The 12,784-nt window shown below is 71.0% G+C and carries 11 protein-coding genes; 5 read left to right on the forward strand and 6 right to left on the reverse strand.

The features are described 5' to 3' along the window. Positions 1 to 28: 28 nt before the first annotated feature. A complete protein-coding gene (locus tag EMA17_RS31055; protein ID WP_174861456.1) occupies positions 29 to 1,147 on the reverse strand; it encodes a serine hydrolase domain-containing protein in 1,119 nt (372 codons plus the stop codon). A gap of 302 nt (positions 1,148 to 1,449) precedes the next feature. Here EMA17_RS31055 and EMA17_RS31060 point away from each other — a divergent pair, with 302 nt between their 5' ends. Next, entirely contained in the window at positions 1,450 to 1,752 is a 303-nt protein-coding gene (locus EMA17_RS31060; RefSeq protein WP_126640470.1) for a hypothetical protein, read from the forward strand. A gap of 289 nt (positions 1,753 to 2,041) precedes the next feature. On the opposite strand, the gene EMA17_RS31065 is transcribed toward EMA17_RS31060, so the two are convergent. Beyond that, positions 2,042 to 2,317 carry a hypothetical protein gene (locus EMA17_RS31065; RefSeq protein WP_126640471.1) on the reverse strand — a complete coding sequence of 92 codons (276 nt, stop codon included), beginning with the start codon at positions 2,315 to 2,317 and terminating at the stop codon, positions 2,042 to 2,044. 178 nt (positions 2,318 to 2,495) lie between these two features. On the opposite strand from EMA17_RS31065, the gene EMA17_RS31070 reads away from it, so the two are divergent. Beyond that, on the forward strand, positions 2,496 to 5,291 hold the full coding sequence (locus EMA17_RS31070; protein WP_126640472.1) for a leucine-rich repeat domain-containing protein: 2,796 nt from the start codon (positions 2,496 to 2,498) through the stop codon (positions 5,289 to 5,291). Between the two features lie 153 nt (positions 5,292 to 5,444). Here EMA17_RS31070 and EMA17_RS31075 read toward each other — a convergent pair whose 3' ends face one another. The 4 genes from EMA17_RS31075 to EMA17_RS31090 form a co-directional block, all read right to left on the reverse strand. After that, positions 5,445 to 6,014, reverse strand: coding sequence for a GNAT family N-acetyltransferase (locus tag EMA17_RS31075; protein ID WP_246127011.1), 570 nt, complete (start codon positions 6,012 to 6,014; stop codon positions 5,445 to 5,447). Positions 6,015 to 6,163: 149 nt separating this feature from the next. Continuing rightward, on the reverse strand, positions 6,164 to 7,006 hold the full coding sequence (locus EMA17_RS31080; protein WP_371863059.1) for a dioxygenase family protein: 843 nt from the start codon (positions 7,004 to 7,006) through the stop codon (positions 6,164 to 6,166). Between the two features lie 453 nt (positions 7,007 to 7,459). Further along, positions 7,460 to 8,338 carry a peptidoglycan-binding protein gene (locus EMA17_RS31085; RefSeq protein ID WP_126640473.1) on the reverse strand — a complete coding sequence of 293 codons (879 nt, stop codon included), beginning with the start codon at positions 8,336 to 8,338 and terminating at the stop codon, positions 7,460 to 7,462. Between the two features lie 301 nt (positions 8,339 to 8,639). Continuing rightward, complete coding sequence (locus EMA17_RS31090; RefSeq protein ID WP_126640474.1) at positions 8,640 to 9,512, reverse strand: ketopantoate reductase family protein; 873 nt, start codon at positions 9,510 to 9,512, stop codon at positions 8,640 to 8,642. 70 nt (positions 9,513 to 9,582) lie between these two features. Between EMA17_RS31090 and EMA17_RS31095 the strand changes: the two genes are divergently transcribed. The 3 genes from EMA17_RS31095 to EMA17_RS31105 all read left to right on the forward strand — a co-directional run bounded on the left by EMA17_RS31095 (position 9,583) and on the right by EMA17_RS31105 (position 12,658). Continuing rightward, positions 9,583 to 10,212 (forward strand): TetR/AcrR family transcriptional regulator, encoded by a 630-nt coding sequence (locus EMA17_RS31095; protein ID WP_126640475.1) that lies wholly within the window; start codon positions 9,583 to 9,585, stop codon positions 10,210 to 10,212. 123 nt (positions 10,213 to 10,335) lie between these two features. Further along, positions 10,336 to 11,274 carry an NADP-dependent oxidoreductase gene (locus EMA17_RS31100; RefSeq protein WP_126640476.1) on the forward strand — a complete coding sequence of 313 codons (939 nt, stop codon included), beginning with the start codon at positions 10,336 to 10,338 and terminating at the stop codon, positions 11,272 to 11,274. 223 nt (positions 11,275 to 11,497) lie between these two features. Beyond that, a complete protein-coding gene (locus EMA17_RS31105) occupies positions 11,498 to 12,658 on the forward strand; it encodes an epoxide hydrolase family protein (protein ID WP_126640477.1) in 1,161 nt (386 codons plus the stop codon). Positions 12,659 to 12,784 lie beyond the last annotated feature (126 nt).

Genomic DNA, 12,784 nt, shown 5'->3' on the forward strand with positions numbered 1-12,784 from the left:
GGAGCCGACGCCGAAGCGGTCGTGACGGTCAGCCGCAGATCGCCTTGTCCAAAAGGGCTTCCACGGCATCGTCGGGGTCGCCACGGAAGTCGGGCGTGAGCGCGATCGTCACCTGGCGGCGCCGGTCCTCCGTGGCGAACGACCACGCCTGGTACGCCAGGGCATCGCCGTCGTTGCCGTACACGCGGACCCCGCACGGGGTGTCCTGCCGGCGCAGCCCGAGCCCGTACCTCTTCCCCTCGACACCCGGCGTCTTCATCTCGTCGAGCAGGTGACGCGGCAGCAGGCGCCCACCGACCAGTTCGGCCATGAACCGGTTGAGATCCCCCGTCGTGGAGATCATCTCGCCACCCGCGCCCATCAGCGACGGATTCATCTCCGTGAAGTCGACGAGTCGCGTCTCGTCGCCCTGCCGAACCGGTATGTACCCGTGCGGGTGCGGCCCACGAATACGCGACGACGTCCCCGGCAGCGAAGTGCCGTGCAGCCGCAGCGGTTCGATGATTCGGCGCTCGATCTCCACGGCATACGACCGGCCGGTCACCTTCCGGATGATTTCGCCGAGCAGGAGGTAACCCGTGTTGGAGTACGCGTACTTGGTTCCCGGCGCGTCGGGTGTCGGCGGCTGGGCCACCGCCCGCCGGATCAGCTCGGTCGCGGACCAGGTCCGGAACCGGTCGGCCTCGAACTCCGGCGTCGGAGGCATCGGCAGCGTCCCACGGTAGTCGGGTACCCCGCTCGTGTGGTTGAGGAGCTGCCGCACGGTGATCCGATCACCTCCGGGGACGACGCCGGGCAGCCACTTCTCGACCGTGTCGTCCAGGCGCAACGGGCCCTTGTCCACAAGCTGCAGCACGACGGTGGCGACGAACGTCTTCGTGATGCTGCCCGCCCGGAACCGGCCGTGCGCCGGCATCTCCCGCGACGTACCCAGCTCGGCCACACCACTGGTGCCCCGCCACACGCCGCCGCCGTTGCCGCCCACCTCCATCACCGCACCCACGGCGCCGTTCGCGACGATGTCGTCCAGCCCCTTCTGCAGCCCGCCGCGATCCGCCTTCGCGGGCGAGGCCTGCGCCGCGGACGGCACCGCGACCACCGCCAAAGCCGTCGCCGCGGTCACCAACACCCGATGTACACGCCTCATCCCAGCCCCCGATTTTCTCCGCGTCGTAGACCTCGGGGCCGCTCCCCGTCGGCAACAAGCTTGTCGGGCAACGCACCAACCGACGATGGGGCTCGTGACCGTATCCACCGGGGGGCTACCCCCACCCCCGCGAACCGAGCGGATACGGGTGCTCCTCGTCGTCCGGGACGCGATCGCGCGATCCGACGGGCACCGAGTGGCGGCCTTCGTTCCCAACCCCGAGCCGCCCCACGGCCGGCAGGCCCCTCCAACGACGCGTCCGGCCCCTGACGGCCGTGCGTCCCCACCTGTAGCGTCACCCCATGACCGACGAGATCACGGCCAGGGCAGGCAGAGAGTTCCACACGTTCGACGGCCGCGTCCTGGAAATCTTCGGCAGCCATCCGAAGCGCTTCCACATCCGGAACATGGCCCTGCACGTCACGCCCCCCGACCGGAAGGGGAGGCGGACCATAGAGATCGTCGTCGGCTCACCCGAAGCCCCGGCGTCGCAGCACACGTGGCACCTCTCGGCCGAGGAGTGGCAGCAGGCACAGGGCCTGGAAACCCTCCTGGAAGCGGTCCGGGCGGGTATCGCGTCGGCCCGGGAGCACGGAGCCCCCTGAGGCTTCCGAGCCCGAGCCGGCGGGCGCGCGGAGGGTGGCGAAGCGGGCGGTGGCGCCCCAGGAAGGGCACGGGCACGCCGGAGCCGCTGCGCGCCCGGGGCGACGGTGATCGCACCGACCGCTACGCCCGCCGGAGCACGGAGGAGGAGGGCCCGCACCGGGCGGGTCGTTGTCCACCGCCTCGGCAGCCGGGGGATGCGCGCCGCGGTCCCTGCCCGGACGGGGATCGGTATCCGTTCCAGGCACGGACCGAGCCGGCGAAGCGGGCACCGTGCGATGCCGGCCCGCGCTATGCGGTCTTGAACTTCCAGGCGCCGAGCGAGGACCAGGCGCTCCAGGGGCCGCCGCCGATGGAGTAGGTGTGGGCCATGGTGCCGTCGGCGGCGATGGCGAAGACCTCGGCGCTGCCGGTACCGGACTCGTAGACGGTGGCGGGGGGTGTTGGCTGGTGCTGCCGAGGACGCTCCAGTGGGCCCAGCCGCCGCCGTTTCCCGGATTCCGTCGCCGTGGAGGCGGAGGCGTGTGTCGTGGCCGTCGGTGATAATTCTTGCCCCCAAAGGGGCAACGCCCCTGGCTCGAAAGGCGGATGCGCGGGCTCGCCACGCGGGAGATCCAGCACGCCGACGATGCCGCCGGGGGCGAGGCCCCGGCGCCGGACGGCATCCGGTGGCCCGGGCTCCCCGACGACGAGGGCAACCTGCCGGGGAGTACGGCGCGAAGCCGCCAACCGAGGGAGGCGAGGCATGACCGCGAGGCGCACCGATCCCAGGCCGCCCGAGGCGTGGTGGTCGGAGGAGGACCAGGAGTGGATCCTCGGCGACAAGGACGAACACGGACGTCTCACCGGCCCGGTCCGCTACTGGGACGCGGCCGGCCGCTTCGTCTGCGAGTGCGCGCACGTGGCCGGCCGGCCGCACGGCATGTACCGGCGCTACGACCACCCCGGCGGCGAACTGTCGCAGGAGGGCCGGCACACGGACGGCCGCGTCGACGGCGTACGGCGTTTCCACCGGCCGAGCACCCCGGGGCCGCGGTCGCCGGAGTCGGGATACGGCTCGGGCGGCCCGTGGCTGGACGCGGTGGAGTCGGTACGGGTCTACGAATGCGTGTACGTCGACGGCGACCTGATCGGCACCCGCCATCTCGACGGAGCCGGCGTCGAGGTCCGACCCGGTTCGGGCAAACCCGTGCCGCCGCGCCCCGAAGGAGTGGCGCCCACGGCGAGCCGACTGCCGGGCTCGGGGGACATCGCCTGGCTGTTCATGCGGCGGCGTGGCGAGAAGGGCGAGGAGACGCTCGAAACCCGGCACTGGTGGGTCGACGGCACCCTCCAGAGCGAATGGACCCTCGACGGCACCGACCGGCGCTACTACCGCAGTGGCGTCCTGTGGCGGGAGAACCGTCGGGCGCCCCGTGCGGACAACCGCCCCCCGCACGGCACTTGGCGCTACCACGACGTAGACGGACTGCTGCGCCGCGAGTCCGACCACGACACCGGGTCCGGACGCGAAATCGAGCGGCGCCGAACCTGGCACCGCACGGCCGATGAGGCGGACGGCCGCGGCGTCACCCGCTCCGGCCCGGTCGAGGACGCCGTCGAGGTGGGCCTGTGGCACGTCCGCGCCGCCGACGGCACACCCGTACGGGAGGTCCGGCTCGGGCGCCTGTGGGGCGACGCCGATCTGCTGGCCACTCCGGCCGCCGCCGAACTGCCGTACAGCACAGTGGAGTTGCGCACCGTGCTCGGCGAAGCCGACGCCGACGATCCGGACGGCGGCCCCGCGCAGCTGGCCCGGATCCGGCTCGCCGCGCGGGAGGGCGCCGCGGCACTGACGACGGTCGTCGGCGACGAGCGGCCCTGGCCCGCCGTGATGGTCGACGGTCCCTACTGGCACGAGGGCGTACCCGTCTCGCCGCTGACTCCGCGATCGTCACTCACCGAGGTGATCCATGCGCTGCGGTGGGGAGAGCCCGCGGGCCCGATCCTGGCCCGGCTCGCCCACGACCTCTTCCACCTCGGGCACCCGCACGCCGCCCTGGACGTCATCGACGCGGCCCTGCTCCTCGACGACGACGCCGATCTGCACCGCACACGAGCGGTCCTGCTCAGGGCCCTCGGCCGCGACAGCGAGGCCGACGCCGTCGCCCCGGACCGGGACCACGTCGACCCGGCCGCCGCCCGTCTGCTGCTCGCCATCCGTGAACGCCCCGCCGACAACGGCCTCCGGCTGGCCTACGCGAAACTGGTGGCCGTCTCCCACCCCGAGCACGCCCGGCTGATCCACGCCCAGTGCGGCGGCAACGCGGACGGCGAGGACGCCGCCGTGGCCGCGTACCCGGCCGCGCTGCCCGAGAAGGTGCGGGACGTCCTCATCGGCGGCCCGGAACGCGGATTCGTGCGCTCGGTCACCGACATGGAAGCGGAGACGTTCCTGCGTCACCATGACGCCCTCTTCCGCGCCGCGCCCGAAGACGACCGCCTCGAGCTGCAGTTCGCGAGCGACCATCTCGCCGAGATCTCGCTGCTTCCCGCCCTCGGCCGCTACCGCGGCATACGCACCTATGACACCTACCTGGACGGCGACGCCGCGGCCCGGCTGGCCCGGTCGCCGTATCTGCGGCAGCTGGAAAGTCTCGCGCTGCCGGATTCCAACCTGGACGACGACGGTCTGACCGCCCTGCTCACCAGCCACGGCTACCCGCACCTGCGTGAACTGGACGTGTCCGCCTCGCGCCACGACGAGCAGGAATTCACCTCCGCCGGCTTCCTGCGGCTGGCCGACGCCGTCTTCGCGCCACATCTGGAGCGCCTCGACCTCGGGCACGGCACGTTCGACGACCTCGACAGCGCCCTGGTGACGGTCCTACCGGCACTGCCGCGCCTGACCGGCCTCACCCTCGACAACCACCTGCTCGGCGACGAAGTGCTGACCCGCCTGAGCGAGTTGCCCAACCGCTTCACCGCGCTCGACCTCACGAGCGGCGCCTTCACCCGGGAAGGCGTCGACGCGCTGGTCAACTCCCCTGCGGCAGCGGGCCTCCGGAGCCTCGCCATGGCGATCCACGGCGACAGTACCGGGGCCGCCATGCTCACACTGGTGCGCGGTCGGCGACTGGGCGCTCTGCGGACGCTCCACCTGTCCGGAGGCCATGTCGACAGACTGCCACCCGAAATCGGCCCCGCCCTCGCGGAGTCGGTGTTCGTCGCATCGCTGGAAACACTGCGGCTGGACCGGGGTCGCCTCGGCCCCGACGGCACGGCCGGTCTGGTGGCGTCGTTCCGGCGACTGCGCCGCCTCGAACTCGGCAACTGCGGCATCGGCGACCGCGGAGCGGTTGCCCTGGCCCACGCTCCGATGCCGGCCACCCTGCGCCGGCTGGTACTCGACGACAACGAGATCGGCGACGAGGGCGCCCTCGCCCTGGCCCGATCACCGCACCTGAGCGGACTCGAAGGACTCGCACTCCGACACAACCGCTTCGGAGCCCGTGCCACCCGGGCACTCCGCGAACGCTTCGGCGCCGCACTACACGCCTGACACGGCGCCCGAACTCCCCACCACCCGAGACGAGGACCGCCCCGGATCGCCCGCTACGTCGATGCGGGGCGGGCACATCGGCCCCGCACCTACCCGCGGGGTGCGCGCGGGCCGAGGACCCGGCGTCGCGCGGGTGCCCGAAACGTGGATCGGTCAGATTCCGAGAACGCGGCCGGCCGGCACCTCGTGGATGATCCCCAGGCCGAGTTCCTCGTCGACGTGCTCGCCCATCTCGACGAAGCCGAAGCCCCGGATGGTCGCGAGCGACGCGGCGTTGTCGGGAGAGATGGTGACCCGGACGACGTGCACGTCGGGCTCCTCGGCCGCGCGAACGAGGAGGGAGCGCAGCATCGCCCTGGCGTAGCCGCGACGGCGTGCCTCCGGCACCACCGTGTAGCCGATCTCGACCATGCCGTCCTCGTTCGGCGGGCCGTGGTAGCCGGCGTAGCCGACCACCGCGCCGTCCGGTTCGGAGACCGCGGCCCGGGCCACCCACGGGGCGCTCGCGGGGTCGGCGGTCACCTGGTCGAAGCGGTCCCGCCACAGGCGACGCGCTTGTTCGGACACGAAGAACCCGGGCAGGTCCAAGCCCGACCGAGCACGCGCCTCGACCAGGTCTCCGGCCACCAGGGAAGCCAGCGGTCGGCCCGCCAACGAGACCCAGCGGACCCGCCGCTCGGTGGTGGCGGACACGGGCAGGGCGGCGTCATCGGAGTTGGTCACCAGCGGATCATCGGTGACAACCGCCCACCGGTCCACCACATTTCGCCGACCCCCGACCGGGTCCCTGGAGGACCCGGGTGCGCGACCGCGATGAACCGGCCGACCCCGGAAAATGGGCCGGGGCCGGCCGGGTTCGGGTCCGACGGGGATCAGACGCGCCGCCACAGGAACGTGTAGTTCGGCGGCTCCCAGCCGGGTCGGGACAGGTGGGCCACGAGGCAGCGATAGGTCGCGCCGCCGTAGGTGACCTGGTCGCCCACGGCGTAGTTCGTACCGGCCTTCCAGGGGCGACCGGTGGGCGGGGTCGTGGGCGGTGTTCCGTTGATGTTCAGCACGAAGTCGAAGGACGCCTCGCGCCCCGAGCCCACCTGACGAACCGTCATCAGCAGCCGGGGGTCGAAGATCGTGTCGGTGTTGTTGCGCGGCTCGTTCGGGAAGTACGTCTGGGTGGTGAGGACCGGCTTGTTCGGCGCCTGGACCTTCACGTGCAGGTGCCGGGTGCGACCCGGGTACAGACCGGGCACGATCGTGGTGAGCGTGTACGCACCCTGCGCGTTGGTGAACTGGTGACCGCGGAAGGCGAATCCGGAGTTGTCGTAGGCCCCGTTGGTGTCCGCCTGCCAGAAGTCCAACAGCACGTTGGCGAGCGGCTGACACTGCCGGCCGAAGACGAAGCCGGTCACGGTGAGGGGGATACCCGGGGTGCTCGACGTCGCGAGCACCGTGCGCAGCGGCGAGTTGGGCTTGAAGTACGGCCCCTCGGTCTGCTCGATGGTGGGCGGGTCGCCGTCGTGGCAGAACGGCGTCGGCGCCAGGTCGGCACCCGAGTCGCGGGCCGCGCGGGCCAGCGCGGGCACGCCGCCGATCAGAAACGGCAGCGGCGCCGCCACGAGCGCGGCCTTCAACAGGTTCTTCCGAGTGATGCCGCGCGATGCGGCTTCCTCCGGTCCTTCGCTGTACGACTCGTCGATGTCCGTGTCGTCGATGTCCACGTCGACCTTCCTCGTCGGCGGCGGGCACGGGCGCGTCGGTTCGACGGCGTCGACTCACACCGACACCGGACGAGGTCACCGCCCGCGATCGGTCCGAACCTATGCGTGCCGACCGAGTGGGTCGATACACAGAACACAGCCGTCGTAGTACTTTTCACGGACAACTCTGCGATGGTCCCCCAAGCCCCAACAGGTACAGGTTGAGCGGGTATGTCAGCCCGTCGCCCCTGACAGCCCGGGTCGTCCCGCTCCGACGACGGTTGAACGATGGGTGTAGGCGGGTCGGCACACGACAAGGACGTCCGTGTGGGGTAACCAGGGGCGTGGCGTCTTGCCGGTTTCGTATCCCGGCGGGTTGACGAGAGCCCGCCGGGACACAGTCGATGCCGGATCTGGTATCGGGCGATGGTGACGTGTCGGGTCAAGCGGTCTGTCGCGCCGTACGCACGACGTCTACTTCCAGTGCAGCAAGACCGCTTGCATTCCGGGGTGGGATGCGAGGAGCGGATTGCCTTGATGAACGTAGGAGATGTTCCAGAGCCGATCGGAGTTTCCCAGGTGGGTTCCTCCTTGATCGGCGACGTGCAGTCCGGCGTTGTCCACTCCCACGACCATCGCGACATGCACGTGTTGATCGTTGCCTCGACCGTTCCACCAGTAGAAGACGATGTCTCCGGGCCTGCCGACACTTGCGTTGAGCCGAGGATTGCGGGCGTCGAGCGCCACGCTGTCGACCCAGCCGTTGGACAGCAGGTACTCCCTGAGGTCGACCGCGAGATCCCAACTGCGCGAATATCCGCTGACGTACCTACCCACTCCGTCGGACGGCGGGTACCACTTCGCGTCGGGAGGCATACCGGCAGCGAGCATCGCCCGTGAGACGAACTCGGTGCAGGGTGCGGCCAGACCCGTGAAGTCTTGGGAGTGCGCCCTGGCCCACTCGGCGGCGGCGGTCGGTTTGAACGTCTGCGGGTAGTGGGCTTGCCGAAGTCGCGGTGTCGCCACCGAGAGAGCGTCGATCAGCGCCTTCCTGGTGGCCGGTCCCACGATGCCGTCGGGCGTGAGCGCATGCCGCTTCTGGAAATCGATGACCGCCTGAACGGTCTGCGGACCCGCGATGCCATCCACGGCGAGAGCGGCACCCGTTGCGTTGAGCTCTCGTTGAAGTTCCCGAACACAGTCCCCCCGACTGCCACGGTGAATGTCCGGGCAGTCGATGCTGCCGGATGCGTTGGCCACGGTGGTGAAGGACGGTGTCGTCGGAACCGCGTTCGCGGTACCACCCGCCACCACGACTGCCCCGACGACGATGCCGATCATCTTCTTGCGCATGCCTCGCCTCCTTCGGGAAGCGTTGCCTCGAGATGGGAAGAGGCTGCCACGCTTCGAAGTTCAGCGTTCCACTCATCGACCCGGAATATGGGATACGTGCATACGGTCGTAGTGGTGCGCGGAGCTCTCGCGAATACAGGATGCTTCCGTTGGCCGGCACTTCACCACTGAAAAGCTCCCCGCCCGGGAACCGTGAGGATCCGTTCTGCGTCGTGGAGTCGCGGCCGCTTCGGGCGGCTCGGTCTCGGCGTAAAGCAGCACTCGCGTGTGATTCGGCCGTGGAGGTGTGGTTGTTTGGGGGCTACCGGGTTTTGGTGTAGGTGCGGAGTTGTTCGGCCAGTCGGGTGAGTTCGGCCGCGGTGGCGGGGGAGGTGTCGCCGAGTCCGCTGTGTACGGCTGTCGGGCTTCGGAGGAAGCGTCGCAGCGCGGGTACGAGCAGTCCTTCCGGCAGGGTCCGCAACGCGGCGAACCCGCGAGGGGTCGGCGGTGCCGGCATGGCGGCCAGGTTGTGCCGCATGAGGCGGAGCATGCCGCGGACCGCGTCCGGATCGTCGGCCAGCGCCACCGGGCCGCCCGCCGTGTACGCCGCCTGCCCGAGAGGCAGCGCGAACGCGGCGTGCGTCTTGAGCCAGGCATCCATCCTCGGTTCGGTCCTGGCGTTGATCCCGGTGCCGCGGAACGTCCGCACGAGCCGTTCGAGTCGCGGGGTGGTCCGGCCGTCGGGTTCGCCGATCGGCATCGCGGCCCGGCGGGTGATGAAGTCGGTCGCGCGATGGCGGACCACGTCGCCGTCCATCGTGCCGCCTGCCGTGCCGAAGCCGAGCAGCACCCGGTCGTGGCCGATCACCGCGCCCAGCGGCTCCGGGCCGGCCGCCCAGTTGTGCAGGAACAGCACGTCGCCCTCGAGACCGGCGAGTGACTCCAGCACCGCGTCCACCTGATGGGTGCGGACGAAGACCGCGATCAGGTCGTACCCGCCGGCCGGGTGCTCGACCACCGGCACCGGTACCCGCCTGACGACCGGGCTGTCCGCCTCGGCGAGCCGAACGCCGTGTCGGCGCAGGGCGGCCAGGCGCTTGCCCCGGGCGAGGAGCGCGACGTCGTGCCCGGCCTCGTGCAGGCGGGCGGCGAACAGGCTGCCGAGAACTCCGGCGCCGTACACGAGCAGTTTCATGGCAACCTTTTTCGTACGCTCGTTTCAATCATACGTTCGTTTGAATCACGCGTCTGTAGTGTACGCAGGCATGGCGCCACGTGACACCCGCACGCAGATCCTCGACGCGGCCGAACACCTCTTCGCCGAGCGCGGTTACCGCGGCACCTCGGTCCGCGCGATCACCGACCTCGCCGGCGCGAACCTGGCCGCCGTCGGGTATCACTTCGGCTCGAAGGCGGAACTCCTGGGCGCGGTCGTCCGCCGCGTGGTCGAGCCCATCAACGCGGCACAGTGCGCCGGGCTCGACCGACTGCTCGCCAGGACTCCGGACCCCGCGGTCATCGAACTGGTGGAGGCATTCGCGGGGCCGCTGTTCGACGGGATGCCGGCCGGTGACGAGGGCAGTGCCCGGACATCCCGACTGATCGTGACGATCCTCAGCGACCCGGCCGAGGAGGTGCGCAGTTGGACCGGACCGGCCGAGGACACCGTCCGTGAGCGCTACCTGGCGGCCTTCGGGCGCGCACTGCCCGGCCTTTCCCCGGAGGAACTGCGGTTCCGGATGCGGGGGATCCTCGCCGTGACGGCCGTGGACCGCGTCGAGGTCCACCAGCAGCGCTCCCCGGCCTGCCTGTCCCCGGCGGCGGGGGAGGCGGCCCGGCACTGGGCGATCACGTTCCTGACGGCAGCGATGAGCGCCCCACCGACGGGGACCTGACGACCGGGCAGTGCCGGTCGTCCGAGACGCGGGGTGCGGGGCGCGAGGACGCGATGTCGAAGACGCGGGGCGCGAGGGCGCGATGTCGAACGGGAAGCGGAACGCCCGGCTAGCATCGGCCCCATGAGGGCACTGATGTTCGCCGAGTACGGTCCCGCGAGCGTCCTCGAGGTCGCCGACGTGCCGGAACCGCATGCGGGACCGGGGCAGATCCGGGTGGCCGTACGGGCGTCCGGTGTCGCGCCCCACGACTGCGCACTGCGCGCGGGGCTATTCCGCGACGTGATGCCGATACGGCTGCCCCACGTGCCCGGTGTGGACGCCGCGGGCGTGGTCGACGAGGTCGGTGCCGGGGTCACCGACGTCCGGCCGGGCGACGCGGTCTTCGGCATCGTCGACCTCGCCGACCCCGGGCAACTCGGCGGAGCCGGCGCCGAGTACGCCGTGTTGTCCGCTTGGGCACCGAAGCCGGACGCGCTGAGCTGGGAGCAGGCCGGCGGCGCCGCCGCGAACGTCGAGACGGCCACGCGTGCGCTCGATCGGTTGAAGGTCGACACCGGCACGACCCTGTTGATCGAGGGCGCGGCCGGCGGGGTCGGCACGGTCGCCGTCCAACTCGCGGTGGCCCGCGGCGCGACCGTCATCGGTACCGCCAGTGCCCACAACCACGAGTTCCTCGTCGGACTGGGAGCGGAACCGACGACCTACGGTCCCGGATTGGGCGAGCGGGTCCGCGCCATGACGGCCCAGGGAGTGGACCTCGCCTTGGACTGCGTCGGGTCCGGTTCGCTGCCCGACCTGGTGGATCTCGCCGGCGGCCCGGACCGGGTGGTGACCATCGCCGACATGAACGCCGCCGAGTACGGGGTGCATCTGACCCGCTCGGCGGGCCCCGCCGCGGACCCGCAGGCGCTGGAAGGACTCGTCACGGCCGTGACACTCGCCCGCCAGGGCCGCTTCACCGTGCCGATCGCGGCCGCCTTCACCCTGGAGAACGCCGCCGAAGCCCACCGATTGAGCGAGACCGGCCATGCCCGGGGGAAGATCGTGCTCACCCACTGATGTCCCGGTCCCGTCCCCGGGCTCGCGCCGGGAGCGGGGGATGGGCACGACCACCACGTGACGCATTCACCTGCCCGAAGCAGTTCCGGGCGATCGCCACGCGCTTCGGCAAGCTCGCCGTGCGTCCGCGCATCGACCCGCGCATCGACGTGGTCTCGCGACGAAGTCCCCGTCACCGCAGTCGCGTTGTGTGTGTGGCGGACCTTGGTTTAGCGTCGGGATCATGTCTGAGATCGAACCCTTCCCGATTCACGTCTCCGAACACGAACTGGAGGACCTGCGGGAGCGCCTCGACCGCGCGCGGCTTCCGGAACCGGAGACGGTTCGGGACGGTACGCAGGGCATCGGCCTGGAACGCCTGGGGAGCCTGCTGGACGCCTGGCGAAAGCACGACTGGCGAGCCCTGGAAGAGCGCTGGAACGCGATACCGCACTTCCGCACCCGGCTGGACGGCCTGAACATCGCGTTCTGGCACGTGCGTTCTCCCGAGCCCGACGCCTTTCCGCTGGTGCTGACACACGGCTGGCCCGGCTCGGTGCTGGAGTTCGAGAGCATCATCGGGCCGCTGACCGACCCCGTCGCGCACGGCGGTTCCGCCGCGGACGCCTTCGACGTGGTCGTACCGGCTCTGCCCGGTTTCGGTTTCAGCGAGCGGCCCGGGGAGTCCGGCTGGAACCCGGGCCGTACCGCACGTGCCTGGGCGGAGCTGATGACCAGGCTCGGATACGAGCGCTTCGGGGCGCACGGCGGCGACTGGGGCGCGTTCGTGAGCACCGAGCTGGCTCGGCTGGCGCCCGAGCGGGTCGCCGCCCTGCATCTGACCATGCCGATCGCGTCGCCGCTGCCCGAGGACCCGGCAACGGCCGACGAGGCGGAGAAGCTCATGATCGCCAAACGTGAGCGGTTCCTGCGGACCGGCCCCGCCCATGTGCTCGTCCAGAGTGTGCTCCCCCAGACCCTGGGCTACTCCCTGCTCGACTCTCCCGCCGGGCTCGCCGCGTGGCTGGGCGAGGCGCTGGTCGCCTTCGCGGACACGCGGCCCGAGGCGGGTGGCGGCGTCAGTGTGGCACAGCAGGTGGACGACATCGCCCTGTACTGGTTCACCGGCACCGGTGCCTCCACCGCCCGCTGGTACTGGGAGGCGATCCGGTGGACCCCGCGCGGCGCGGAGGCGGAGAACGCGCAGCCGGTGACCGTACCCACGGCCTGCACACTGTTCCCGGCCGAGCCGTTCCCCGTCGCACGGCGCTGGGCGGAACGCCGCTACCGGAACCTCATCAGCTGGAACGAGCCGCAGCACGGCGGACACTACCCCGGCTGGGAGAACCCCGAACTGCTGGTCGGCGAACTCAGGAACGCCTTCCGCCAGGCCCGCGGCCGCTAGCCTCGGGCTTTCACCGGCGGAACCGCACGGAGCCGGGTCACGGATGAGGTCGCCCGCACGGTAAGGAACGGGACCCGGGGTGCGGACAGGGTCGTTCACCTCATCACCTTCACGTGATCGATTCCG

Source organism: Embleya hyalina, from assembly GCF_003967355.1.
GTDB lineage: Bacteria > Actinomycetota > Actinomycetes > Streptomycetales > Streptomycetaceae > Embleya > Embleya hyalina.

Excerpts from the sequence above, each read along its gene's own strand:
- EMA17_RS31085 (WP_126640473.1), bottom strand. The coding sequence starts at position 8,338 with ATGCGCAAGAAGATGATCGGCATCGTCGTCGGGGCAGTCGTGGTGGCG.
- EMA17_RS31095 (WP_126640475.1), top strand. The coding sequence starts at position 9,583 with ATGGCGCCACGTGACACCCGCACGCAGATCCTCGACGCGGCCGAACAC.
- EMA17_RS31070 (WP_126640472.1), top strand. The coding sequence starts at position 2,496 with ATGACCGCGAGGCGCACCGATCCCAGGCCGCCCGAGGCGTGGTGGTCG.
- EMA17_RS31100 (WP_126640476.1), top strand. The coding sequence starts at position 10,336 with ATGAGGGCACTGATGTTCGCCGAGTACGGTCCCGCGAGCGTCCTCGAG.
- EMA17_RS31090 (WP_126640474.1), bottom strand. The coding sequence starts at position 9,512 with ATGAAACTGCTCGTGTACGGCGCCGGAGTTCTCGGCAGCCTGTTCGCC.
- EMA17_RS31105 (WP_126640477.1), top strand. The coding sequence starts at position 11,498 with ATGTCTGAGATCGAACCCTTCCCGATTCACGTCTCCGAACACGAACTG.
- EMA17_RS31055 (WP_174861456.1), bottom strand. The coding sequence starts at position 1,147 with ATGAGGCGTGTACATCGGGTGTTGGTGACCGCGGCGACGGCTTTGGCG.
- EMA17_RS31060 (WP_126640470.1), top strand. The coding sequence starts at position 1,450 with ATGACCGACGAGATCACGGCCAGGGCAGGCAGAGAGTTCCACACGTTC.